Source organism: Cobetia marina (assembly GCF_001720485.1).
GTDB lineage: Bacteria > Pseudomonadota > Gammaproteobacteria > Pseudomonadales > Halomonadaceae > Cobetia > Cobetia marina.
Genome location: NZ_CP017114.1, coordinates 3,495,419 through 3,521,950, shown reverse-complemented (window position 1 = coordinate 3,521,950; position 26,532 = coordinate 3,495,419). Strand labels below are relative to the sequence as shown.

Below are 26,532 nucleotides of genomic sequence, written 5' to 3'. Positions count from 1 at the left end.
TGAGGATGAGGATGACATGATGACGCAGCTCCGACGGATTGCGGCGCCTGGTGCGCCTGTCCTGATTATGCCTGTGCTCCGCTCAGGCGTTCCAATCCTCCGTCAGGCGTCGAGGAGTCCGGGGCGGGTCGCGTGATGACTTGCATGCCTACTCTCCCGCCCATTCCCGCAGGCTACCCTTGCGCACCCGACGGACAGCGTGTGACAGCTCGCCCTGCTCGGCAAGTCGCTGGATGACCGCAGGCAGCGCGGCGCGGACCTCATCGGCTGACATGCCGGGGGAAAGTTCCGGGGCATAGAGCATCTTGAGCAGCACGTAATCCAGCGGACTCAGCCAATGATCCACCGTGACGTCGCTGAAGATGGAGGGGAACACCCTGTCCGAATCATTGGGCAATCCCATCAGCTGGGCGGTTTCCTCGATGATGCAATCCACCAGACGTCCCTTCTGGCGGGCGTAGTCGACCGGAATCAGGATCAGCCCACTGGCGATGGCCTGATTGGCCCCGGTCTTGAACAGTGTCAGGCATACGCCTTCCCGCAGTGCCTTGCGCATGCCCGGGGTGGCGGCCTGCTGCTTGCCGACGTAGGCGGCGGCCTCGCGAGTCATGTGGTCCCGGGTGATGAAGGCGATGCGCAGGTTGGCCTCTCTGGCGGAGGACACGAAACTCAGCGGCTGGCCGGTGATGGCGGAGAGATGACGAAACTGGACCTGGCTCAATTGGCGTTGCAGGCGGGCGTCACCCAGCTGCGAATCGAGCCAGACCGTGATCGGCACCTGCCAGCGGGTGAGCGAGGCGCTGCTGCCGGGCTGGTATTCACGCTTGAGCGCCACCTCCAGAAAGCTGTCCGTCAGCACATCGGCGCGCTGCCAGCGCTCGGCGGCCTGGCTGACAGGCACCGACATCAGTGAGGCGAGCAGGGAGATCGACAGTGACAGCACCTTGAGGCGCGGACGACGGCTACGCAGGCGACAGCGGGACATGGGAGACCTCGGTGATGAGCGACTCGTCCAGCATGCCTGAAAGCGGTGCAGCAAATGCACAAATGCACGAATGCCCCGGCTGTCCGGGGAGACAGGGCGGGGCATTCGTGTCATGGCGGATGTGCTGCTCGCGGGGCGAGTCAGCAAACGGCGCGAGTCAGATGAAGGCCAGATAGATGGCGATCACCAGCACGACCAGCAGCAGCGCACAGACCTTGGCACCTTTCCAGGGGGTCATGTCGATGGCGCCGACATCCTGCTGGATCCATGGCTCGTCACGCGGTGCCAGCTTGCCGATGATCAGCATCATCGCGATCAGCAGCACGAACACCAGGCCGACGAAGTGGAACTCGTGGATCACGTCCAGCACGCCGGAGAAGGCCGGCACGAAGTAGACCACGCCGATCACGCTGCAGCCGATCAACAGCGCCAGGTTGGCGGCGATGGTCGGCACGCGACGCGTCAGCAGGCCCATCAGTACCACGGCGAAGATCGGGATGAAGTAGATGGCATTCATCTTCTGCAGGTAACCGAACAGGCTCTCCTGACCGGCCAGCAGCGGCGCGAGGGTCATGGAAGCGATCGCCAGCACCCAGCCGAAACCCTTGGAGACCTTGACCACTTCCTCGTCGCTGGCATCACGGCGCAGGTGCGCCTTGTAGATGCCGGTGGAGAACAGCGTGGTGGTGGCATTCAGCGCCGAGTTGAAGGATGACAGGATCGCCCCGACCATCGCGGCGGCGAAGAAGCCGGTCAGCGGTGCGGGCAGCACGTCGAACACCAGCTGGCCGTAGGCGCTGTCGGCCTTGACGCCGGAAGAGGCGTAGAGGTGATAGGCGATGATGCCGGGAATCACCAGATACAGCGGGCCCAGCAGCTTGAGTGCGCCGGTCAGCAGCACGCCTTTCTGACCCTCGGCGAGGGTCTTGGCGGCGAAGGTGCGCTGGATGATCTGCTGATTGGTACACCAGTAGAAGAAGTTGATGATCATCACGCCGGTGAACAGGGTCGAGAAGGGCACCGACTGGTCTTCACTGCCCATGGAATTGAATTTCTCGGGATTGGCGGCGGTCAGCGTGTCCCAGCCAGCCATCACGCCCTGGCCGTCGCTCACGGCATCGAGACCGAACCAGACGATCAGCATGCCGCCGATCAACAGTCCCACGCCGTTCAGGGTGTCGGAGATGGCGATGGAGCGCATGCCACCGAACAGCGCATAGATGGCGCCGATGATGCCGACCACCCAGATGGTCATCCACAGCAGTGCATTGGGTGAGCCGATGCCGGTAAGAGAGGGCAGATCCAGCATGCCCTGCAGGCCGATGGCACCGGAGTACAGGATGATCGGCAGCAGGATCACCGCATAGGCGAACAGGAAGATGAGGTTGGTGATCAGCTCGGTGCTGCGCCCGTAACGCAGCGCCAGCAGTTCCGGCAGGGTGGTGATGCCGCTCTTGAGGAAGCGTGGCAGGAAGAACAGCGCCATCACCACCATCGCCAGCACCGCCATGACCTCCCAGGCCATCACCGACAGACCATCGGTGAAGGCGGCGCCATTCAGACCGACCATCTGTTCGGTGGACAGGTTGGTCATCAGCAGCGAGCCCGCGATCAGCGGGAAGGTCAGACTGCGTCCGGCGAGGAAATAGCCGGTGGAATGCGAGGTGTCATCGCGATGTGTCCACCACCAGGTCAAGGCGGCGACCAGGCCGGTAAAGAACACGAAAGAAACAAGGGTAAGGGCGTGCATGGGAGGAGGGTTCCTTGATGCTGGCTGGCGCGACGTCTGGCTCACGGGCACTCGGTCCGCGCGGCGATTCGGCGATCAGTCCAGCAGTATCGATGCAATGCACACAGCGAGCTGTGTCATCGTCCGTGACGAGACTCACCGGTAACATTCGCGGCAAGTCTGGCGACAGTGTAGGTATCTCCCGAGTTCCTGCTATCCGCCATTTGTAGAACATACGTTGGTTTCGGGGCTTGGCTCGCCCCTGTCGGCGTGATGGCGGGCAGAGGAAACGTGTGTCAGGCCCGCCTTGTAAGGCCGCCTTGTAAGACCCGCCTTGTAAGACCCGCCTTGTAAGACCCGTGACGCGAGACCCGCCGCGCCGCGCAACGCAAGCGCCCCGTCTCGGCGAGGAGAACGGGGCGCAGGCGGCCAGGGGGACACCGTCAGGTCATGCAGTGCTCAGCCGGCGAAGGCCAGATAGATGATCATCACCAGTATGAGAAGAATGATGCTGGCGATGCGCGTGCCGGCCCAGGGCGTCATGTCGATGGCACCGACATCCTGCTGGATCCAGGGTTCGGCACGCGGTGCCAGCTTGCCGATCACCAGCATCAGGGCGATCAACAGCACCAGCACGATGGCGATGAAGTGGAAGTTGTGCACCTTGTCGACCAGCTCGGAAAGCACCGGCACGAAGTAGAACAGGCCGATGACCGCACAGCCCAGCACCAGCGCCAGATTGGCGGCGATGGCCGGCACGCGCCTGGAGAGAAGTCCGACCACGATCACCGCCAACAGCGGGATGTAGTAGATGGAGTTCACCTTCTGGATATAGACGAACAGGCTTTCCTGAGTCGCCAGCAGCGGCGCGATGGTCATCGCGGCGGCTGCCATGATCCAGCCCGCCCATTTGGACGCCTTGACCACCTCTTCATCGCTGGCATCCGGCTTGAGGCGTGCCTTGTAGACATCGAGACTGAACAGCGTGGCGGTGGAGTTGAGCGCCGAGTTGAAGGACGACAGGATCGCGCCGACCATCGCCGCGGCGAAGAAGCCGGTCAGCGGGGCAGGCAATACATCGAAGACCAGGCGACCGTAGGCGGCGTCAGCCTTGATGCCATCACCGGCGTAGAGCTGGAAGGCGATGATGCCCGGCAGTACCAGGTACAGCGGGCCCAGCAGCTTGAGCGCGCCGGTCAGCAGCACCCCCTTCTGGCCTTCGGCCAATGTCTTGGCGGCGAAGGTACGCTGGATGATCTGCTGGTTGGTACACCAGTAGAACATGTTGAGCAGCAGCACCCCGGTGAACAGGGTCGAGACCGGCACTGACTGGTCATCACCGCCCAGCGAATTGAGCTTCTCCGGGTGGGTCTCCTTGAGTGTCTCCCACCCGGCGAGAATACCGTTGCCATCACTGATCCGATCCAGCCCGTAGTAGACGATGATCATTCCGCCGATCAGCAGCCCGATACCGTTCAGGGTGTCGGAGATGGCGATGGAGCGCAGACCGCCGAAGAGGGCATAGATGGCCCCTGCGATGCCGACGGCGATCACGGTACCGGTCAACAGCACCATCTGGGAATCGATGCCGGTCAGGGCGTGCAAATCCAGCACGCCCATCAGGCCGAGGGCGCCGGAATAGAGGATGCTGGGCAGCAGGATGATGGCGTAGGCCAGCATGAAGATCAGGTTGGCCAGCAGCTGGGTGGTGCGATCGAAACGCAGTGCCAGCAGCTCCGGCAGGGTAGTGATGCCGCTCTTGAGGAAGCGTGGCAGAAAGAACATGGCCATCGCGACCAGCGAGACCACGGCCACCACCTCCCAGGCCATCACGGAGAGGCCATCGGTGAAGGCGGCCCCGTTCAGGCCCACCATCTGCTCGGTGGAGAGATTGGTCATCAGCAGGGAGCCTGCGATGATCGGGAAGGTCAGACTGCGGCCGGCAAGAAAGTAGCCGGTGGAATGGCGATGGTCGTCACGACGGGTCAGCCACCAGGTGATCACGGCGACCAGCCCCGTGAAGAACACGAAGGAGCTCAGGGTGAGGGCATTCATGGCGTTATCCTTGTTGAACAACAGGGCTCGGAGGCCTGCCTGCTCAGTTGCCATCACCCGATTGGCCTGCCTCACCGTTGGCGCGCGGTACCTCGAGGCAGGCGGTCAGTGATCGACAACCAGCGTGCCGATCAGTGTCAGAGAAATGCGCTCACCTCTCCATTGACAATTTGTCTGACATTTTTCCCCAATTGTCTGAAGCGTGCAGACATAGCAGCGTGGCCGGATGTCCTCTTCCGGCGCAACGGTCTTCTCGAGTGGCTCTGGGGAAGGCGGCACCCGACAGGCGGCCCAGACAGGCGAATGCCCCGTGCACTCGAGAATCCGCCCTCGGGATCCTGTCGTGCACGGGGCATTCGGGGTAGGGCGTGAACCGCGTGTGTCGCGGCAAGATCAGCCCATTCGCGACTCAGGCGTCAGCACCTTCTGATAGAGCGAGGCGCCGTGGATATCCTTGAGCGTGACGGTCAGTGCTTCGCTTTCGGGATCAAGATCCACCTGACCGAAGAACTGGAACCCTTCGCTGGGCGACATGTTGGCACGACCTTCCGGCGGTGCCTTCACGAATTCCAGTCTTGGCCCGAAGGTATTGTCCAGCTCGCCAGGGCCGTAGGTGCCGGCATGGATCGGCCCGCTGACGAATTCCCAGAACGGCGTGAACTCCTTGAAGACGGCGCGCTCGGGCGAGTAGTGGTGCGCGGCGGTGTAATGGACATCCGCCGTCAGCCACACCAGGTTCTGGATGTCGTGATCGCGCACGAACTTCAGCAGCTCCGCGACTTCCTGTTCGCGTCCCAGCGCCTCACCATCGCCATTGGCACCGTTCTCGAAATTGTCGCCGTCACGCACCAGCAGGCCGATGGGCATGTCGGAGGCGATGATCTTCCAGGTGGCGGTGCTGGCCTTGAGCGACTGCTTGAGCCATGCCAGCTGATCGCGCCCCAGGAAGTCGGTCTTGGGGCCACGCCCGGACTGGCGATTGGCGGAATTGGGGCCGCGGAAGCTGCGCATGTCGAGCATGAACATCTCGAGCCCCGGGCCGAAGCTGAAGTTGCGGTGGATGCGTTCCGGCGCGGCTGGACCGGTCCGCAGCGGCATGTTCTCGAGGAAGGCACGACGCGCATTGGCGGACAGCACGTCGAGATTCTTCTCGGTGTAGCGGTCATCCTCGAGAATCTCGCCCGGATACCAGTTGTTGGTGGTCTCGTGGTCATCCCACTGGGCGAACATCGGCACCTCGGCATTGAAGCGACGCAGGTTCTCATCCATCAGGTTGTAGGCGTACTGACCACGATACTCGTCCAGGGTCTCGGCGACCTTGGACTTGGCCGGCGTGACGATATTGCGCCACAGGCTGCCATCGTGCTGAGTGACGCTCTCCTCGAGCGGGCCATCGGCGTAGATGGTGTCGCCGGAATGCAGGAAGAAGTCCGGCTTGACCTGACGCATCGTCTCGTAGAGGCGCAATCCACCGAAATCCGGGTTGATCCCCCAGCCCTGGCCGACGGTGTCACCGGACCACACGAAACGCAGCGCACGTGGTGTCTGAACGCCGGGCGGCAATACCAGACGCCCGGTGGTCGCCTCACTGATGGCGCGGTGGTCATCCAGTGCCGCATAGCGTACCCGGTAGAAGACTTCACCGCTGGCATTGGCGCGGGTGTTGATGCGGGTCAGATCCAGCTTGCTGGTCAGGCCGTCGGCCGGCAAGGCCACGGGGCCGCGCATCTGGAAGGCGCCACGCATCTCGATGTTGTCGGCCAGCTCGATCAGCATGCGGGCCGGCTTGTCGGTCTGACTCCACAGCATGGCGCGGCTGGCGGTCACGTCGCCGCTCATCACGCCAGAGGGCATGCCCGGGCGACGGCCCTCGGCCATCACGATGGCCGGGGCGCCCAGCAGGCCTGAGCTTGCCAGCAGGCCTACGCCGGCACCCTGAAGGCCACGGCTCAGCAGGCGTCGGCGGTCCATTCGCGAAGGTGCGCCGGCGCGTGCGGCATGCGAGTCACCGGGGCTCGCGTTCGCGTCGTCCTGCGAGGTGGGCGAGGCAGGTGTCGTGCGCGAGGAGCGGGAAGGTAGCAGATCAGACAGACGGCGGGACATGAAGGGCTTCCTTGTTACGGTCTGGCATCAGGATGGCAGCGGCGGCAAAGGTGCCGCGGTGGCTGACAGGGCTCACGGGAGAGGCTACTTTCCATGCTCAAGATGACGATCAGGTGTCAGAACCATGATCGCCATGCAGTCCCGTGAACCGGCAGCGCGACGTCCGGTCGTCAGAGCCTCCTTGCGGTGTTGCGGTGTTGCTGTGTTGCGGATTCTCTTTGCCTTGTGACCGCTTTCTCGCTTTCTCGCTTTCTCGCTCTCTTTCTCTGTTTACCTCTTCCCTTTGCGACTTGCTGTCACTTCATGCCACTCCCGGATCAGGACACCTTTCATGAGCCCCTCACGCCCCTCCAACCCGACACCTTCATCGTCCACCCCCGCGCCATCGGATGCCGACAGGCTGATCGCGGATAGCCATCCCCAGGCACGGCCGGTGCTCGCACATTGGTTCACTCGACTGACGCCCAAGGACTGGTTTCGCAAGAGCGAGGCCCTCGATGCTCAGCTGCGTGAACGGTTCGCGGAGCTTCTCGAGCAGGCACTGGTCTGTGAACTGTGGGAGTGGCGCACCACTCCCGGTGGTCGGCTGGCGGAAATCCTGGTGCTGGACCAGTTCGCGCGCAATATCCATCGCGATACCCCGCGCGCCTTCAGTGGCGACAGCCTGGCACTCGCGCTCTCCCAGCAGGCCGTGGCGCTGGGGGATCTCGAACGCCTCCCGCTGGCCTGGCAACCCTTCGTCATCATGCCGTGGATGCACAGCGAGTCGTTGCGTGTCCATGAACACGCTGAAGCGCTGTTTGCACGCCCAGGGCTCGAGGACACGCTGCGCTTCGAGCGACGGCATGCGGACATCGTGCGTAGATTCGGCCGTTACCCGCACCGCAACGCGATTCTCGGCCGTGTTTCCACGCCACAGGAGGAGGCATTTCTTCGCCAGCCCGGCTCCTCGTTCTGACAATCGGGAAATCTGACCCTTTTAATTTCGCGAGATCGTCTCCAAGACATGTTCATCGGGCGTACAGCGCCACTTCATCCGCAAGAAAGGAGACAGCAGATGGGTATCATTCTTGGATTGATCATCGGTGGTCTGGCTGGCTGGATCGCAGGCAACATCATGCGTGGCGGCAGCTTCGGCATTCTCGGCAACATCGTCGTCGGTGTGGTCGGTGGCCTGCTGGGCAGCGTCATCTTCAAGCTGCTGGGGCTGGCCTCCACCGGCATCATCGGCTCGCTGGTCGTCTCGATCGTGGGGGCGGTGGTATTGCTGTGGATCGTCTCGAAGGTCAAGTCCAAGGCCTGACGATGCGGCGCCGGCGAACATCGTCAGGCGTTCCACAGCAGTACAGGTCGCAGGTGCATCAAGTCCCACGTGGGTGTCCTAAGGGATTCATTCGAGACATCCGCCGCATGGAAGTCGCCTGTCATCGGTTGCCCCTGACAGCCAGACGGTCCTCGTGACCGTGACAAGGCAGCCTGACAGGACATCGCAAGGCCGAATCAACTTCGACGCCATCCCGGATGGCGCGTTGCAGATCTAGCGAAAACAGGAGCGTTTGAGCATGGCGAGCAATGAGCACGATTCAGCATCCTCACCCCAGTCAAATGCCGACAGCGCCAAGTGCCCGTACCACGAGGGCCAGAACCGCTCGGCAGACGCGGAGAACCCCTATACCCATCCCAATCGCAACGGGCCACATGACACCCAGCCCAATGCCGGGGATGGCAAGGCCAAGGACGAGGCGCTGGAGACCTATCGCGCGGATGCCGAGGGGCATGACCTGCGTACCAATCAGGGATTGCGCATCGCGGACAACCACAACTCGCTGAAGGCGGGGGAACGCGGTCCGACCCTGATGGAAGATTTCATCTTCCGCGAGAAGATGAACCACTTCGACAACGAGCGTATTCCGGAGCGTATCGTCCACGCGCGTGGCGCGGCCGCGCACGGGTATTTTCAGGCGTACGACAATGCCGCCAGGTACTCCAAGGCCGGCGTGTTCCGTGATCCGTCGAAGAAGACACCGGTGTTCGTGCGTTTTTCCACCGTACAGGGCTCGCGCGGCTCCAATGACACCGTCCGTGACGTGCGCGGCTTCGCGACCAAGTTCTATACCGATGAAGGCAACTGGGATCTGGTCGGCAACGACATCCCGGTGTTCTTCATCCAGGATGCCATGAAGTTTCCGGACTTCGTGCACGCGGTGAAACCGGAGCCGCACAACGAGATTCCCCAGGGGCAGTCGGCCCACGACACCTTCTGGGATTTCGTGTCGCTGATGCCGGAAACCACCCACACCGTGCTGTGGACCATGTCGGATCGTGCCTTCCCGCGCCATTACCGCAACATGGAAGGCTTCGGCGTGCATACCTTCCGTCTGATCGACCGTGAAGGCGTGTCGCGCTTCGTCAAGTTCCACTGGAAGCCGGTGGCGGGTACCTGCTCGCTGATCTGGGATGAAGCCCAGAAGCTGTGGGGACGTGACCCGGACTTCAATCGCCGCATGATGTGGGATGACATCAAGAACGGTGCGCCGCTGGAGTGGGAACTGGGCATCCAGGTGGTGGAAGAGAAGGATGAACACAGCTTCGATTTCGACATCCTCGACCCGACCAAGCTGATCCCCGAATCGCTGGTGCCGGTGGTGCCGATCGGCAAGATGGTGCTGGATCGCAATCCGGACAACTACTTCGCCGAGACCGAGCAGGTGGCCTTCAATCCGGCCAACATCGTGCCGGGTATCGACTTCTCCAATGACCCGCTGCTGCAGGGGCGTCTGTTCTCCTATCTGGATACCCAGATGCTGCGTCTTGGTGGCCCGAACTTCCACGAGATCCCCATCAATCAGCCGGTGTGTCCGTTCCACAACAACCAGCGCGATGCCCAGCATCGTCAGACCATCAACACCGGGCAGGCGTCCTACGAGCCGAACTCCATCGATGGTGGCTGGCCCTCCGAGACGCCGCCTGCGGATGAACATGGCGGCTACGAGCCACATCATGAGCGCATCGAGGCGCACAAGGTGCGTGCGCGCAGTGCCTCCTTCGGGGATCACTACTCCCAGGCCACCCTGTTCTGGAACAGCCAGACCGAGGTGGAGAAGGAGCACATCATCGCGGCCTACACCTTCGAGCTCTCCAAGGTCGAACGCCCGTGGATCCGAGAGCGGGTGATCACCGAGATCCTGCCCAACATCGATCTGGAGCTGGCGCGTCGTGTCGGTGAGAACCACGGTATCGAGGCGCCCACCACCCAGCCGGCGCCGAAAGGGGAGCTGGGCACCAGTCAGGTCGAGAGCGACCCGGCGCTGAGCCTGATGGCGCGCATGCCCGACAGCATCGCGACCCGCAAGGTGGCGATTCTGGCGGCCGATGGCGTGACGATGGAAGATGTGCGCTCCATCCAGAAGCAGCTCAGCGATGAAGGCGCCGAAGGGCTGCTGATCGCGCCGAGCATGGCACCGATCAAGGCCAGCGATGGCAGCATGCTGGCGCCGGACGCGATGCTCAATGGTCTGCCGTCCGTGGCGGTGGATGGCGTGGTCGTGGCCGGTGGCGAGGGCAGCGTCAAGGCGCTGGCCGCATCAGGGCTCGGCCTCTACTACGTGCAGGAGGCTTACAAGCACCTCAAGCCCATCGTGGCGATCAGTGAAGGCAAGGAATTGCTGGCCGCCGCGCGCGTGCCGGTCGAGGAGGGCGTCATCCTGGTGGATGATGTGCTCGCCGCCAGCCTGCCACTGCGTGATGCCCTGTTGGCTCACCGTGTGTGGTCGCGTGATGCGCGTGCCAATCAGATGCCAGCATGAGGCGCTGACGCCCCAAAAGGCATGATGTGAGCCACCAAGCCCCCTGACCTTTGAAGGTCAGGGGGCTTTTTCATGGTCATGATGCGGTCATTTGTGGGCGTGAAGATGGGGTGGCGGTGAAAGGTGTAAACAAGGTTGGTGATGCCGTTGGGTTGAGTGCCGTCCTGCGGTTCACGCCGCTGAGAGTGGCTGATAGGCTCGGTGATAGGGGCTGATTATCGAAGGTATGCTGGTAATTGATTATCGCTAGAAGTACCAGGTGCGTAAGGTAAGCAGGCATCAAGGGGCCACAAGCCAGCACATGCCGGGCAGGCATCGGCCCCGACCCGATTCGACAATGGGCTGCAGGCTTTCACATCAAGCAGCGCATGAAAATGTGACATCAGCAGCATCTGGCCTTGCCAGTCGAGTTTGATAGCGCTTTTTTCTACCTGACAGGAGAACGTCAACATGTCCCAGACTCCACGCTATACCACTGGTAACGGCGCCCCGGTGCCTCACGATGACATCAGCCAGACAGCGGGCCCGAATGGCTCACTGACCTTCGACAACTGGCGTCTTTTCGAGAAGCTGGCGCACTTCAACCGTGAGCGCATTCCGGAGCGTGTCGTCCACGCCCGCGGCGTTGCCGCCTACGGCACCTTCACCCTGACCCGTGACCTGTCTGACCTGACCATTGCCCGCTTCCTGCAGGGCGTCGGCAAGCAGACCCCGATGCTGGCACGTTTCTCCACCGTGGCCGGTGGTCAGGACAGCGGCGACAACACTCGTGACGTGCGCGGCTTCTCCCTGAAGTTCTACACCGAGGAAGGCAACTGGGACATGGTCGGCAACAACACGCCGGTGTTCTTCATCCGCGAGCCATCCAAGTTCCCTGACTTCATCCACACCCAGAAGAAAGACCCGCGCACCAACATGGTCGACTGGCAGAACCGCTGGGAGTTCTGGGCCAACCATCCGCAGGCGCTGCATCAGGTCACCATCCTGATGTCCGACCGCGGTATCCCGAAGTCGTTGACCACCATGAACGGCTACAGCTCGCATACGCTGAGCCTGTGGAACGACAAGGGCGAGCGTGTCTGGGTCAAGTGGCACTTCAAGACCGACCAGGGCCACGAGACACTGACCGATGACGAAGCGGCACAGGTCGCACCGGACTTCCACCAGCACGACATGTTCACCCGCCTCGAGCGTGGCGAGCGTCCGAGCTGGACCGTCAACCTCCAGGTGATGACTGAGCAGCAGGCGCGCGACTACCACATCAACCCCTTCGATCTGACCAAGGTGTGGCCGCACGGTGACTTCCCGCTGATGGAAGTCGGCAAGATGGAACTCAATCGCAACCCGGAGAACTACTTCGCGGAAGTCGAGCAGTCCGTCTTCTCACCGTCCAACTTCGTGCCGGGTATCGGCGCCTCCCCGGACCGCGTGCTGCAGGCACGTCTGTGGGCCTACGCCGATGCACACCGCTATCGCGTCGGTGCCAACGCCGAGCAGCTGCCGGTCAACCGTCCGGTCTGCCCGGTCAACCACTACCAGCGTGATGGCGTGATGGCGGGCATGTGCCCGGTCACCGGTCACGGTGGCGGTCCGCTGGGCGGCCAGGTCGGCCAGGGTGTGCCGGGAGAGACGAAGGAAGGTGGCCAGTACTCGCGCACCAACTTCTACCCCAACGAGCGTGCCGATCACGGCGCCCCGGTGCCGGACGCCACTGTTGCCGAGCCGCCGATGCCGCTGGAGCAGAACGCCTGGATGGGCTATCACGACAACAGCGATGAGGATAACTACAGCCAGGCCGGCAATCTCTACCGCCTGTTCGATGAAGGTCAGAAGTCGCGCATCACGGACGTCATCGCCGGCACCATGGTGGGTGTCAGCCACGTCGTGCAGGACAAGATGATCGCGCACTTCCGCCAGGCGGATGCCGACTACGGCGAGCGTGTCGCGACCAAGCTGGCCAGACTCGATCCGCGCTGAGTCAGTCATGTTGCACCCTTCGTCAGGTCAGTCATGACCCTTTGAGCTGACGAAAACCTCAAGGCCCCCGCCGGTTACCCGGCGGGGGCCTTGTCGTAGGCGAGTCGCAGAGCGCCGTGCGAGCGTCAGCCGTTGCTGCGGGCGGTCGTTTCGCTGCCTGCTTTCTCACACACGCCCAGTGCCCACAGCAGGAAGGCATCCTGCCGGGCGTTGTCACGCCAGGCCTTGAAGCGACCCGAGGCACCGCCATGACCGGAACTCATGTCGGTGCGCAGCAGCACCGGATGCGGCGTGCAGTCCATCTGGCGCAGGCGGGCATACAGCTTGGCCGGTTCCCAGTAGGGCACGCGGGTATCGTGCCAGCTGCCCTGCAGGAACAGCGGCGGGTAGGGGGCGGCGCTCAGGTTGTCCAGCGGGGAATAGGCGCGGATGCGACGCCGCGCCTCGCTCTCGTGCGGGTTGCCCCATTCGGTGTATTCCGCGGTGGTCAGCGGCAGCTCCGGATTTTCCATGGTGCGCAGCACGTCCACGAAGGGCACATCGAGCACCGCGGCGCAGAAGGCCTCGGGACGCTTGTTGAGGCTGGCCCCGACCAGCAGGCCACCGGCGCTGGCACCGTAGGCGGCAATGCGCTCCGCGGCCCCGACGCCTTGCTCGACCAGCGCATCCCGCGCGGCGAGGAAGTCATTGAAGCTGTTTTCCTTGTGCTCCAGCTTGCCGGCCAGATACCAGGGCTCGCCACGATCCCCACCGCCGCGCACGTGGGCGACGGCAAAGGCGACGCCACGGCTGAGAAGCTCCAGCCGCGCGATGGAGAACCAGGGGTCCAGTGTCTCGCCGTAGGCACCATAGCCATAGAGCAGTACCGGCAGCGGGGCGTGGGGGATACCCTCGCCATCACACAGGTCACGGCGCATCACCACCGAGACGGGCACCTGCTCGCCATCGTCGGAGGTGGCCCACAGACGACGGCTGATCAACTGCTCTGGCGCGAGATCGCCATGCACGGTCTGGCGCTTGAGCAAGGTGCGCTCACCCGTGTCAAGGTCCAGCTCGATCCAGCTCGGCGGCGTGGTGAAGCTTTCCTCACGGATGCGCAGGCGGCGAGCGTCGAAGTGCGGGCAGTCGCCCAGCCCCTGGCTCAGCGGTTGCTCCGGCATCGCCAGGCGTTCGTCGCGGCAGATCGTTTGCGTAGGCGCCGTGCCCTCGAATTCGATCACGCGCAGCCAGGCCTGGGCCTGACGGTGATCGCGTTCATCGACCATCAGGCCCCAGGAAAACGCCTCCACGCCTTCCAGCGTCACGTCGTCGCGAGTGGTGATCAGCGGCTGCCAGTCGCCGGGGGCATGCTCGGTGGCGATATCCAGCTGGAAATGCGGCGCCTCCTTGTTGTGCAGCACATAGAAGTGGCCGGGGCGGTGATCGATGCCATATTCGACGCCTGTCTCGCGTGCGCGCACCAGCGTCATCTCGCCCAGTGGGGCCGCGGCCGGCAGCAGCCAGGATTCACTGGTGTCCTTGGACGCGGTTTCCAGTACCAGCCAGTCCCGTGAACGGGTCTTGCCCATGCCGACCCAGAATTCGCTGTCTTCCTCACGGTAGAGCAGCGTCTCGGCACGGCTCTCGATGTCCAGACACCAGATCTCGAAGGGGCGCTGGGTGCTGTCATAGCGCGTGAACAGCAGGTGCTGACCGTCCTCGGCCCACACCAGGTCCGGCCCGATATCCTCCAGCAGACATTCATCGTCCTGCCCTGCAGGCTGGGCCTCGCCACGCACTGGCGTGCGCGCGTCGCGGTCAACCGCGCTCAGTGTTGCAAGCCGCAGGCTGAACACCTCGTCGCCGCTGGTGTCCAGAGTCCATGCCAGTCGTTGCTCATCGGGCGAAATGGCCATGTCGCCCAGTTCGACAAAATCGTGATGGCGCGACAGGGCCTGCAGGTCCAGCAGACATTCATGGCGCGAGCGATCCGTGGGGTCCGCCTCCAACGGATGGCGCCACCAGACGGGATACTCCGCGTCAGCGGCGGTCTCGCTCCAGTAGACGTGATGGTCGAGGGCTTCCGGCAGACTGGAAACGGCGAGTTCGCGACGAGCCAGATGTCCGGTGTAGAGGGCGTCAGTCAGTGACTCGAGTGGCGTGAACCAGGTATCGCTCTCGGCATTGGCGGCCTCGAGAAAGGCCTTTACCTCTGGTGTGTCGCGCGCTTCAAGCCAGTGCCAGTGGGGGTCTTCGGCACGATAATGACGCTGGACGGGGCTGTCGGACATGGCTACCTCTTGAATGTCGTGTGCCCGAGTGTGTCGGGCGGGCTTGGAGTGTAACATTGAGCCTGTCCCACAGCGTTCGCAAGCCCTTGCCGCGAGCGGCATGTCGCGTCCCTGGTTGGCGATGAGCCGTGTCTGACGTCATGCGGTGAGCGGCCCCCTGAGTGGGGAGGATGTGATGGCTGGCCTTATATCGAAGACCTGACACAGGTCTCGCCAGGAAGTTCTGACAGGAGTGAAGGGCATGTTGATTTCGGATTCTCTGCCGCAGATGTGGCTGATCTATCTTGGCCTGGCGGCAGTGGTCTTGGTGACCGGTTATCTGGCGGTTCGCGCCTTGCCGCGCTTCATACGCTGGATCGTGGTGGGAGCGGTGGCCGGCATGATCGCGGTGCCGACCGGTTTTCACGTGACGGCCAGCGTGCCGGAAGATTCCTATGGTGGTACGGCGCCAGCCATCGTGGCCTTCGCGGTGAGCCTGATCCAGAAGGATGGCAGCGGCATGGCCTCGGCCTTTGCCATGCTGGTACTGGGCATCGGAGCGGGCGTCGCGGCCGGTCTCGGCATCTGGTGGCTGGGACGTGGCCGTGAGCAGCGTCGGCGTGAAATGGCCCGCTCGCGTCAGCGTCGCGCGTCAAGCGCCGACGAAGAAGAGAACGACGACCTGCACGGAGAGGGCCTGCGTGCCGAGCGTCGTGACACGTCCGCCGGTGGCGCCACACGCTCGCGCGCCGCGCGGGATCGTCAGGAACCTTCTCTCTGATCAACGCTGCCCGGGCTTGCCCATGGGTGGAACAAGGATCTGCAATGGCTCGTGATGTGAATGCCTCGTCTCTCGCTCGTCCCGTCGTTCGGCGCGCCCGCCGGCGCCTGTCAGATCCCCGCGCGTGGCGCCGGGGGCTGGCCGGTCTGACCATCTCGCTGCTGAGCGCTTTCTCAGGGCTGGGGGCCACCGCGGCATGGGCCGAAGAGTCAGCCTCTGCCCCCAAGGTCGCGGCTTCAGCGAGCGGGAGACAGGAAGGCGCAGAGATGTCGCCCAGCGAGGCGACAGCGCCGGGCAAGACACCGGATCTGCGCATGGCCATCGATGTCTCGGGCAGCATGAAGCACAACGACCCGGCCAATCTGCGCGCCAGTGCGCTGGATCTGCTGGTGACGCTGTTGCCGGAGCGCTCGCATGCCGGGGTATGGGGCTTCGGTGAGCAGGTACAGTCACTGCTGGCGCTGGGGGCGGTGGATGCCGGCTGGAAGCGGTCTGCCCGCGGACTCGAGAGCCGTCTCGACGACTATGAGCAGTACACGGATCTGGAGGCGGGCCTGCGCGCCGCTGCCCAGGGAAATGATGCCGGCGTGGGTGGTGATGCACCGCGTCAGATCATCCTGCTCTCCGATGGCATGGTCGACCTGCGTGAGCCGAGCACCCGCAAGGCCGCCGCGGACAGCGCCTCGCGTCAGCGCATCACGGATGAGCTGACGCCGCAGCTTGCCGCCCACGACATCACGGTGCATACGGTGGCGCTGTCGCGCAATGCCGATGTGGATCTGCTTCAGCAGATCGCGGACGGTACCGGCGGCCTGGCGACGGTCGCCGAGAGCCCGGAAGACCTGTTGCGTGCCTTCCTCGCGGCGCTGGATCGCATCGTGCCCGGTGAGCAGGTACCGCTGAACGACAAGCACTTCGTGATCGATGACAGCGTGCAGGAATTCACCGCCCTGGTCTTCCACGGCCCCGATGATCGCTCGCCGGTGCTGATTTCGCCGCAGGGGCAGCGTTACCGTCTCGCCGACCAGGCGTCACTGCCGGAAGGGGTGCGCTGGGAGCACCAGCCGCGTTATGACCTGATCACCGTGACGGACCCCCAGACCGGCAAGTGGCAGCTCGAGGGTGAGGTGGGGGCCGATAGCCGCATCACGATCGTCTCGGAACTGGCATTGGTATCACGGCCCCTGCCTGCCACGCTCTATCGGGGTTTCGACTACTCGCTGACCGCATCGCTGGTCGATGGCGCGCGCGCCGTCAATGATGAGGACTTCCTGGCGACGCTGGATGGCAATGCACGTCTGGTGCCGGAGCAGGATGTGCAGGAGGGAGAAGGCGCGGCGGAGGATGTCACCACCGCGCAGCAGCGAGGCCTTGAGCGTGACGGCGCCGACTTCCATGTCGACATGCCGGCCCCCGACCAGCTCGGTGGCGCCCGCCTGACCCTGACCGTGATGGGCTATCGCGACAATGCCTCCTTCGCGCGCCAGCTCAGTCAGCGTACCAGCGTGGTGGACCCGCTGCTGGTCGAGCCCGTCGGCGCTGACCCGCGTACCGGCAAGTCGCCTGACGCGCTGGAAGTCAGTGCGCGTCATCCGCTGCTCAATACCGCCAACACGCGTCTGGTCGCGACGCTGCATGGGGAGGCCCTGAGCGTGGCGGAGGATGGCGAGCGGCAATGGCGCATCGACCTGCCGCCCCTGGACTCGGATGTCCAGGCGGATGTGCAGATCAGCGCGCGTCTCGCGCTCGACGGAGCTCCGCCGGTGCTGGACCTCGCGCCCTATACCCTCAATGCGGACGCGGCGCGTCGGGCGGCCAATCTGGATCGCACACCCATCGAGGGGGAGCGCTTCGGTGAGATCGAGGGGCTGGATCAGGCCGGGGAAGATGCGCCGGAAGACCTCAATGCCCTGTTGATGAAGGGCCGTCTGCCCATCGACAAGGTACCGGCGTTGATCGGCCAGTGGTTCGAGGGCGCTTCCGACTTCGCGCGCCAGGAAGCCGGCTCTGCCCGGAGCCGCATGATCGCCTATGCCGTGGCCGGTGCATTCGGCCTGCTGATGCTGATCCTGCTGGTGCGCCGCATGACACGCAAACCGACCCGACGGGAGGAACCCCATGTGTGAGCTGCTTGGCATGAGTGCCAATGTTCCGACCGATATCTGCTTCAGCTTCGCGGGCTTTCTGCAACGCGGGGGTGGTACCGGCCCGCACCGCGATGGCTGGGGTATCGCCTTCTATGAAGAGGGTGGCTATCGCGAATTCCGTGACCCGCACCCTTCAGTGGATTCGCCCATCGCGCGGATGATTCTCGACTATCCCATCAAGTCACAGATGGTGATCAGTCATATCCGCCAAGCCAATGTCGGCCAGGTGACGTTGGCCAATACCCACCCGTTCACGCGGGAGTTGTGGGGGCGCCAGTGGTGCTATGCCCACAATGGGCAGCTGGCGGACTGGCAAACGCTTCCCTTGCCGTACTATCGCCCCGTGGGCAGCACGGACAGCGAGCACGCCGCCTGTTTCCTGCTCGGCGAGATCCGCCGTGCCTTCCCGGAACCGCCCTCTCGCTGTGAGGACCTGTGGCGTCACCTGCATGCCCAGTGCGAGCGTCTGCGTGCGCTGGGGGTCTTCAATCTGCTGCTCTCCGATGGCGTGCATCTCTACGCCTACTGCTCCACCAAGCTTGCGCACATCACGCGCCGAGCGCCCTTCGGGCAGGCGAGCCTCACCGATTTCGAGATGAGCGTCGACTTCCAGCAACACACCACCGATGCCGATGTGGTGTCGGTGATCGCCACCGACCCGCTGACCGACAACGAGCAATGGCAGCGGCTGCTGCCCGGGCAGCTGGTCGTGTTTCGGGAAGGTGAGCTGGTCGCCAGTCTTGGCGGTGAGTTGCCGCTGAGTCAGGAAGAGCAGGGGCAGGCCGAGAGCGGGGCGGTCGATCGCACCGCCACTGCGCGTCGCAAGCCGGACTGGCTGGCCTCGGACCTGAGTTGCTGATGCCTGAGCGCTAGAAAAGTCGTTCGATCGCCAGACACACGAAGGGCCGCAATCGCGGCCCTTCGTGTGTCTGGCTTCCCGGTCTTCACTGACGTTTGCGGTCAGCGGCAGGCATCAGATTCAGCCTTCGACATCATCGAACATGCCGGCGAACATCGGCGAGGACAGGTAGCGTTCGCCACTGTCCGGCAGGATGACGACGATGGACTTGTCGGCGTAGGCCGGGTCTTCGGCCAGGCGCAGTGCCGCAGTCATCGCCGCACCACAGGAGATGCCGCACATGATGCCTTCTTCCTGCATGATACGGCGTGCCATGGCCATGGCGTCTTCGCTGACCACCGACTCGACGCGGTCGATCAGCGTCAGATCCAGATTGTCGGGGATGAAGTTGGCACCGATCCCCTGGATCTTGTGCGGTGCCGGGGTGATGGGCTCGCCCTTGAGGCGCTGGGCAATGATGGCCGATTCCGCCGGCTCTACCGCCACGGCTTCCAGCGTCTGGCCACGCACCGTCTTGAAGTAGCGTGCGATACCGCTGATGGTACCGCCGGTGCCGACCCCCGCGACCAGCACGTCCATGTCGCCGTCCAGCGCATCCCAGAGCTCAGGGCCGGTGGTTTCCTCATGGATGCGCGGGTTGGCCGGATTGGAGAACTGCTGCGGCAGGAAGTAGCGCTCCGGCTCGGCCTTCTTGAGTTCGCAGGCCTTGTCGATGGCGCCCTGCATGCCCTTGGCGGGGTCGGTCAGCACCAGATTGGCACCCAGTGACTTCAGCACCTTGCGGCGCTCCATGCTCATGGAGGACGGCATGGTCAGGGTGACGGGGTAGCCACGCGCCGCACCGACGAAGGCCAGCGCGATACCGGTATTGCCGGAGGTCGGCTCGACGATCTCCATGCCCGGCTTGAGCTCGCCGCGCGCTTCCGCATCCCACACCATGCTGGCACCGATCCGGCATTTGACGGAGAAGGCCGGGTTGCGGGCTTCCACCTTGGCGTACAGGCGCGGGTGGCGGCTGAGGCGGTTGATCTTGACCAGCGGTGTATTGCCGATGGCCTGTGAGTTGTCCTGGTAGATCTTTGCCATGGGGAAATCTCTCTGATCGATGAACAGTGACATGAGTGACGAGAAACAGACGCCGGGCATGCGGCTGCCACTGGCGTTCTGTGTGGATGGGCTTCAGAGTAAGAGGTAGCGCGTCGCGATTCAAAGGCCTTGAGAGCATAACGACATGTCAGCGTCGTCAGGGCCCCATGTGATGCATGCCGTCATGGCCGACAGCAGTCGATTCCCGTAATGTGAACGATGGTTTCAATCGATCGTTTTACAATCTCGAGGCGGCTGGTTAAGGTAGCCTGACAGCATGAGAGGGTGGGGTGGAGTGCCATCTCGGCATCCCCCGTCATTTCCTGCGTGTCCGTCCAGCTGCGGACACCACGTCCCGATAACAACAAGTGTTGCGATCACTCGCGAGGGCTGTCGTCAAGCAGCCGCCAGCGGTCTCCACCGCCTCTCGGGGAATGCACCAGACGAACGATGCCATGGAGCCAAGTGCCATGCGTGATGCCAATCCTGCCGCCCCTGCGGCAGCCCATGATCCGCACCAGTCAGGCTCGGCAGAGGCCGCCGATTCCCTGATTCTCAGCGGTGAGCCGTTGTCCGGTCTCGAGGAGTACCCCTCGATTCTGGAGGTCTTCGAGGCCAGCTGCGCCAATTATGCCGAGCGTCCGGCCTTCAGCTGCATGGACAAGACGCTGAGCTACGCCGATGTGGATCGCCTGTCGCGCGACTTCGCCGCCTGGCTTGAGCATGAGACCGGCCTTGAGCCCGGGGATCGCATCGCCATCCAGCTGCCGAACCTGCTGCAGTTCCCGGTGGCCGTGTTCGGGGCGCTGCGCGCCGGTCTGGTGGTGGTCAACACCAACCCGCTCTACACCGAGCGTGAGATGCAGCACCAGTTCCATGACTCCGGCGCACGCGCCATCGTGATTCTGGCCAACATGGCGGACAAGCTCGAGAAGGTGCTCAAGCGCACGTCCATCGAGGAGGTCATCATCACCGAGATCGGTGACCTGCATGATTTCCCCAAGCGCCCGTTGATCAACCTGGCCGTACGCTACGTCAAGAAGATGGTGCCGAAGTACCATCTGCCCGACGCCCACTCGCTGCGCAGCGTGCTCAAGCGCGGCGCGGGGCTCTCGCACACGCGTGTCACGCGAGAGGCCGACGACATCGCGGCACTCCAGTACACCGGCGGGACCACCGGGGTCGCCAAGGGCACCATGCTGACCCACCGCAATCTGGTGGCCAACATGCTGCAGGCGCGCGGTGTGATCAGTGATGTGCTCAATGAAGGCCACGAGGTGCTGATCGCGCCGCTGCCGGTCTATCACATCTATACCTTCACGGTGAATTGCCTCTACAGCATGGAGAGCGGCAACCACAGCGTGCTGATCACCAATCCCCGTGACATCGATGGCTTCATCAAGACGCTGGCCAGGACACCGTTCACCGCCTTCGTCGGCCTCAATACGCTGTTCTCGGCGCTGTGCCAGCGCGATGATTTCAAGGCGCTGGACTTCTCGAGCCTCAAGCTGACCATCTCCGGCGGCATGGCCCTGACGCGCAGCGCGGCTGAACGCTGGGAAGCCGTCACCGGCTGCCCGATCGCCGAGGGCTACGGCATGACCGAGACCTCGCCCATCGTCAGCTTCAACCCCCCGCGTGAGCTGCAGCTGGGGACCATCGGCAAGCCGGTGCCCGGCACCGAACTCAAGGTGGTGGATGCCGAGGGCGTGACGCTGGGGCGTGACGCGCCGGGTGAGCTGTGCGTGCGCGGTCCCCAGGTGATGAAGGGCTATTGGCAGCGTGATGACGCCACGCGTGAGGCGATGGATGACGAGGGCTTCATTCGCACCGGCGATATCGCGGTCATCCAGCCGGATGGCTTCGTGCGCATCGTCGATCGCAAGAAGGACATGATCATCGTCTCCGGCTTCAATGTGTTCCCCAACGAGATCGAGGACGTGGTCAGCGGGCATCCGGATATCGTCGAGGCCGCGGCGGTCGGCGTGCCGGACGAGCAGAGCGGTGAGGCGATCAAGCTGTTTGTCGTGTCCAGCAACCCGGATCTCGACCGCGACAGCCTGCGCAGCTGGTGCAAGGAGCAGCTGACCGGCTACAAGGTGCCGCGTTTCGTCGAATTCCGCGATGAGCTGCCCAAGACCAACGTGGGCAAGGTGCTGCGCCGTGAACTGCGTGACAGCGACGACGAAGGAGGCAATACCCCGGTGCGCGAGACCTGAATCCCGGCGTTGAGACGGACCGCCGGCATGAGCGGGCGGCCACCAAGGTTGGGCGTGGCTACGCGCGGGGCTACAATGGACGGCCCGTCACTCGTTGGCGGGCCGTTTCGTCATTCAGGTCTCGTGGCTCGCTGCCCTGTGCAGTCGGGCGAGAGGCTGAGTTCCCGAGAGTATCCGGCTGCGCGCGTGGCGTGTGGTCGCTGGTTGAGAAGAGGCAGTCCTTGAGCGACACCGCTACCGCACCGTCCGAACATGCGCGTCTTGAAGCCCTTGCGGCTCGCCTCGAACGCGCCCTGAGCCGTGATCAGCGCGAGCTGGGCAAGCGCCTGGCTGGCCTGCGTCGGCGTCTCAAGGAAGGCAAGCCGGTCGATCGTGCCATCAACGATATCGAGAGCCGCCTCGAGGCGAGCATCGCCCAGCGTGCCGCGCGCGAGACGGCGCTGGCGCGCTGGCAGACACCGGCCGCACTCAACTATCCGCCGGAGCTGCCGGTGGTGGAGCGTCGCGAGGACATCCTCGCCGCGCTCGCCGAGCATCAGATCGTGGTGGTCGCCGGTGAGACAGGCTCGGGCAAGACCACCCAGCTGCCCAAGCTGTGTCTGGAGATGGGGCTGGGGCGCAATGGTCTGATCGGCCACACCCAGCCACGCCGTCTGGCGGCGCGCTCGGTGGCGGCGCGTCTGGCCGAGGAGCTCGAGACGACCCTCGGCGAGACGGTCGGCTATCAGGTGCGCTTCAACGACACCACTGGCCCGTCGACGCTGATCAAGCTGATGACCGACGGTATCCTGCTGGCGGAAACCCAGCATGATCCGGACCTGAGCCGCTACGAGGCGATCATCATCGATGAGGCCCACGAGCGCAGTCTGAACATCGACTTCCTGCTCGGCTATCTCAAGCGCCTCACCGCGCGCCGTCCGGATCTCAAGATCATCATCACCTCGGCGACCATCGACGTGGAGCGCTTCAGTCAGCACTTCGCGGCCCAGGATGGCACGCCGGCACCCATCGTCTCGGTCAGCGGGCGCAACTTCCCGGTCGAGACCCAATACCTGCCGCTGGTGCGCGATGCCGAGGATGAGGAAGACCTCAGCCTGCAGGAAGGTATCCTGCGCGCGGTGGAAGAGCTGTCGCTGATCGAGCGCGAGAAGGGCTGGATGCAGGGTCCGCGTGACGTGTTGATCTTCCTGCCCGGCGAGCGCGAGATCCGCGCCACCGCGGATACCCTGCGTCGCGCCCAGCTGCGCGATACCGAGGTATTGCCGCTGTACGCGCGGCTCTCGAACGAAGAGCAGAATCGCGTCTTCCAGCCGCATCGTGGCCGGCGCATCGTGCTGGCCACCAACGTCGCCGAGACCTCGCTGACCGTGCCGGGCATCCGCTACGTGATCGACCCGGGGCTGGTGCGCATCAGTCGTTACAGCTATCGCTCCAAGATCCAGCGACTGCCGGTGGAACCGATCAGTCAGGCCAGCGCCAATCAGCGCAAGGGCCGCTGCGGGCGTATCGCCGAAGGCCTGTGCATCCGCCTCTACAGCGAGGAGGATTTCCTCGCGCGCCCGGAATACACCGAGCCGGAAATCCAGCGCACCAATCTGGCCTCGGTGATTCTGTCGATGCTGTCGCTCAAGCTGGGCGACATCGAGAAGTTTCCCTTCGTCGATGCCCCGGATTCGCGCTTCGTCACCGATGGTTTCCGCCTGCTGCGCGAACTGGGGGCGGTGGATGAGCACAACCGTCTGAGTCGTGATGGTCGCACCCTGGCACGTCTGCCCATCGACCCGCGTCTGGCGCGCATGGTGCTGGAAGGCGCCTCGCGCGGCTGTCTGCGTGAAGTGCTGATCATCGTCAGTGCACTGTCGATCCAGGACCCGCGCGAGCGTCCCGCCGACAAGCGCCAGCAGGCGGATCAGATTCACCACGAGTGGGACGATGACAGCTCCGATTTCGTCAGCTGGCTGAATCTGTGGGAAGGCTTCGAGCTGGCGCGTGACGCGCTGGGAGCCAACCCGCTGCGTCGCTGGTGCAAGGCGCGCTTCCTCAACTATCTGCGTCTGCGCGAGTGGCATGACACCTTCCGTCAGCTCAAGCAGCTGACGCGGGATCTTGGGCTGGAGATGACCAGCAGCCAGCATGCGCGTGACGCCGAGGCACAGGCCGAGGTCACCGCGCGAGTGCTGGCGTCTCCGGGCCAGGGCCGTCGTCCGTCGGTGGCCATTGATCATGAAGCCCTGCATCGTGCGCTGTTGACCGGGCTGCTCTCCAATCTCGGCCTCAAGCAGGAAAATCGCGAGTATCTCGGGGCGCGCAACCGACGCTTCTTCGTGCATCCGGGCTCCGGTGTGGCCAAGAAGTCGCCCAAGTGGGTGATGGCGGCCGAGATGGTCGAGACCACCAGGCTCTACGCGCGACAGGTCGCGGCGATCAAGCCCGAGTGGGTCGAGCCGCTGGCCGAGCATCTGGTCAAGCGCAGCTACAGCGAGCCGCACTGGGAGATGAAGCGTGCCCAGGTGGTCGCCAGTGAGCAGGTCACGCTGTTCGGCCTGCCCATCGTCACCGCGCGCAAGGTGCATTACGGCCCGCTGGCGCCACAGGAATCCCGCGAGCTGTTCATCCGCCGCGCGCTGGTCGAGGGTGAATTCCAGACCCGCGCGCCATTCTTCGCCCATAATCGTGGCCTGATGGAGGAAGTCGGGGAGCTTGAGGATCGTGCGCGCCGGCGTGACATTCTCGTCGATGAGGAGACGCTGTTCGCCTTCTATGCCGAGCGGATTCCGGAAGGCATCTACAACGGGCGCGGCTTCGACAAGTGGCGCAAGGATGCCGAGCGCGACAATCCGAATGTCCTGCATCTGGATCTCGATGACCTGATGGCGCGCGATGCCGAGGAAGTCACCGCCGCACGCTATCCCGAGCAGCTGCATCACAATGGTGTCGCCTATCCGCTGAGCTATCACTTCGCGCCCGGCGCGGTGGATGACGGCGTGACCATGACGGTCCCGGCGGCGATGCTCTCCCAGCTGCCGCGCTATCGCATCGAGTGGCTGGTGCCGGGGCTGCTGCGGGACAAGGCCATCGGCCTGATGAAATCGCTGCCCAAGCAGTATCGCAAGCAGGTGGTGCCGATTCCCAACTGGGTCGATGCCGCGCTTGAGGCGTTGACCCCGGATGACGTGCCGTTGACCGACGCGCTGGCCGAGTTCATGCGCGTCAAGACTGGCCTGCGCCTGCCGTCGGATGCCTGGGCGCCGGAGACGCTGGAGCCGCACCTGAACATGAATCTGCGCATCGTCGATCAGGACGGCAAGGTGCTGGGGGAGGGGCGTGATCTTGAAGTGCTCGAGGCGCGTTTCAAGGACTCGGCGGCCGCCGCGGCACGCGCCATGGCCAGTCGCAGCCGCGATGCCGACAGTGAAGTGCTGGAAGACCTGCCGGAGGCGCCGATCGCGACCTCCCACAGCACCACCCAGGCAGGCATTCGGGTCGAGGCCTATCCGGCGCTGGTGGTGAAGCCGTCGGTGCCCGCCGAGGGCGGCATGAGTGCCAAGGAACGCAAGCTGGCTCGCAAGACCGGCAGAAACAGTGCACCGTCAAGTCACTCGCCCGCGAATGCTGCCACCTCAAGCGAGCAGCAGCTGAGCGTGGAGCTGTTCGATCATCCGGCCAAGGCCGCCGCCGCGCATCGTGATGGCATCACGCGTCTGGCGATGGCACGCCTGCCGGACCAGGTGCGCTATCTGGACCGGGAGTTCAAGGCACTGGAGCGCTGCGCGCTGCTGTTCGCCAAGGTCGGCACGCGTCGCGTGCTGGCGGATGACTTCCTCTACAGCGTCTTCGAGCAGGTGATGGCCGTCGAGCCGCTGCCGCGTTCGCGCGGTGAGTTGCAGGCGCGTCTGGATGACAAGCGGGCCGAGCTGGTGCCCCACGCCGAAGCACTGATCAAGCCGTTGGAGGCTGCGCTCACGCAGCATCTGGAGCTTTCCAAGCGCCTCAAGGGCAAGATCGACTTCTCGATGGCGCTGGTGGTGGCAGACCTCAAGGCCCAGCAGGCCCGCCTGGTGCACCCGGGCTTCCTCCAGGAGGCGGGTGCCTGGCTGCATCAGCTGCCACGCTATGTGGAGGCGATGCTGATCCGTCTCGACAAGGCCCCGCGTGAGCGCATGCGTGATCAACGTGACATGGAGGCGGTCAAGAGCTTCGAGACACGCCTTGATGCCCGCCTGAGCAAGGCCCGCGAGCAGGGCCTGCCCGATGCGGAGCTGGAGGAGTTCGGCTGGTGGCTGCAGGAGCTGCGCGTCTCATTGTTCGCTCAGCAGCTCGGCACGCTGGAGACCGTCTCCCCCAAGCGGCTGGAGAAGCGCTGGCAGGAATTGATGGCGCGGCGCTGAGTCGAGCCGCCATCCGCTTGCGTGACTGCTGCGTGGAGGCGTGATGCTCGCGTATGGCTCAAGCTGCATACAGAGAAAGCTGTTTAAGAGACGGCTGTTATCACGGGACGGATGCCAGGTTCAGGCGTCCGCCTGGCGCGAGACAGCG

The 26,532-nt window shown here is 64.0% G+C and carries 15 protein-coding genes; 9 read left to right on the top strand and 6 right to left on the bottom strand.

Going from position 1 to position 26,532, the window contains the following annotated elements; genetic code table 11:
- Positions 1-148 precede the first annotated feature (148 nt).
- From BFX80_RS14835 to BFX80_RS14820, 4 genes are all read right to left on the bottom strand, one after another.
- On the bottom strand, positions 149-985 hold the full coding sequence (locus tag BFX80_RS14835) for a DUF2927 domain-containing protein (protein WP_167593055.1): 837 nt from the start codon (positions 983-985) through the stop codon (positions 149-151).
- Between the two features lie 157 nt (positions 986-1,142).
- Positions 1,143-2,735, bottom strand: coding sequence for a solute:sodium symporter family transporter (locus BFX80_RS14830; RefSeq protein ID WP_084209302.1), 1,593 nt, complete (start codon positions 2,733-2,735; stop codon positions 1,143-1,145).
- A gap of 438 nt (positions 2,736-3,173) precedes the next feature.
- A complete protein-coding gene (locus BFX80_RS14825) occupies positions 3,174-4,769 on the bottom strand; it encodes a solute:sodium symporter family transporter (RefSeq protein WP_077379247.1) in 1,596 nt (531 codons plus the stop codon).
- A 393-nt stretch (positions 4,770-5,162) separates the two neighbouring features.
- Positions 5,163-6,872, bottom strand: coding sequence for an alkaline phosphatase D family protein (locus BFX80_RS14820; protein WP_240499593.1), 1,710 nt, complete (start codon positions 6,870-6,872; stop codon positions 5,163-5,165).
- A 331-nt stretch (positions 6,873-7,203) separates the two neighbouring features.
- On the opposite strand from BFX80_RS14820, the gene BFX80_RS14815 reads away from it, so the two are divergent.
- The 4 genes from BFX80_RS14815 (at position 7,204) to BFX80_RS14800 (ending at position 12,655) form a co-directional block, all read left to right on the top strand.
- A complete protein-coding gene (locus BFX80_RS14815) occupies positions 7,204-7,830 on the top strand; it encodes a DUF924 family protein (RefSeq protein ID WP_084209301.1) in 627 nt (208 codons plus the stop codon).
- 99 nt (positions 7,831-7,929) lie between these two features.
- Positions 7,930-8,175: a GlsB/YeaQ/YmgE family stress response membrane protein gene (locus tag BFX80_RS14810; RefSeq protein ID WP_084209300.1), complete on the top strand. Its 246-nt coding sequence runs from the start codon at positions 7,930-7,932 to the stop codon at positions 8,173-8,175.
- A 259-nt stretch (positions 8,176-8,434) separates the two neighbouring features.
- Positions 8,435-10,678 (top strand): catalase HPII, encoded by a 2,244-nt coding sequence (katE, locus tag BFX80_RS14805; RefSeq protein ID WP_084209299.1) that lies wholly within the window; start codon positions 8,435-8,437, stop codon positions 10,676-10,678.
- Between the two features lie 450 nt (positions 10,679-11,128).
- Entirely contained in the window at positions 11,129-12,655 is a 1,527-nt protein-coding gene (locus BFX80_RS14800; RefSeq protein WP_084209298.1) for a catalase, read from the top strand.
- 125 nt (positions 12,656-12,780) lie between these two features.
- On the opposite strand, the gene BFX80_RS14795 is transcribed toward BFX80_RS14800, so the two are convergent.
- Complete coding sequence (locus BFX80_RS14795) at positions 12,781-14,925, bottom strand: S9 family peptidase (protein WP_084209297.1); 2,145 nt, start codon at positions 14,923-14,925, stop codon at positions 12,781-12,783.
- 241 nt (positions 14,926-15,166) lie between these two features.
- Here BFX80_RS14795 and BFX80_RS14790 point away from each other — a divergent pair, with 241 nt between their 5' ends.
- The 3 genes from BFX80_RS14790 to BFX80_RS14780 all read left to right on the top strand — a co-directional run bounded on the left by BFX80_RS14790 (position 15,167) and on the right by BFX80_RS14780 (position 18,691).
- Positions 15,167-15,685: a hypothetical protein gene (locus BFX80_RS14790; protein WP_084209296.1), complete on the top strand. Its 519-nt coding sequence runs from the start codon at positions 15,167-15,169 to the stop codon at positions 15,683-15,685.
- 266 nt (positions 15,686-15,951) lie between these two features.
- Entirely contained in the window at positions 15,952-17,811 is a 1,860-nt protein-coding gene (locus BFX80_RS14785; RefSeq protein WP_167593054.1) for a VWA domain-containing protein, read from the top strand.
- Complete coding sequence (locus BFX80_RS14780; protein WP_077379264.1) at positions 17,804-18,691, top strand: class II glutamine amidotransferase; 888 nt, start codon at positions 17,804-17,806, stop codon at positions 18,689-18,691. Before BFX80_RS14785 ends, BFX80_RS14780 begins: the two co-directional genes overlap by 8 nt.
- 120 nt (positions 18,692-18,811) lie before the next feature.
- Here the strand turns inward: BFX80_RS14780 and cysK are convergent, their stop codons facing one another.
- Entirely contained in the window at positions 18,812-19,777 is a 966-nt protein-coding gene (gene cysK / locus BFX80_RS14775; RefSeq protein WP_077379423.1) for a cysteine synthase A, read from the bottom strand.
- A gap of 470 nt (positions 19,778-20,247) precedes the next feature.
- Between cysK and BFX80_RS14770 the strand changes: the two genes are divergently transcribed.
- Both BFX80_RS14770 and hrpA read left to right on the top strand, forming a co-directional pair.
- The gene (locus BFX80_RS14770) at positions 20,248-21,996 is read left to right on the top strand and encodes an AMP-binding protein (protein WP_084209294.1); all 1,749 of its coding nucleotides are present in this window, start codon (positions 20,248-20,250) and stop codon (positions 21,994-21,996) included.
- A gap of 221 nt (positions 21,997-22,217) precedes the next feature.
- On the top strand, positions 22,218-26,384 hold the full coding sequence (hrpA, locus tag BFX80_RS14765; protein WP_084209293.1) for an ATP-dependent RNA helicase HrpA: 4,167 nt from the start codon (positions 22,218-22,220) through the stop codon (positions 26,382-26,384).
- Positions 26,385-26,532: the final 148 nt, after the last annotated feature.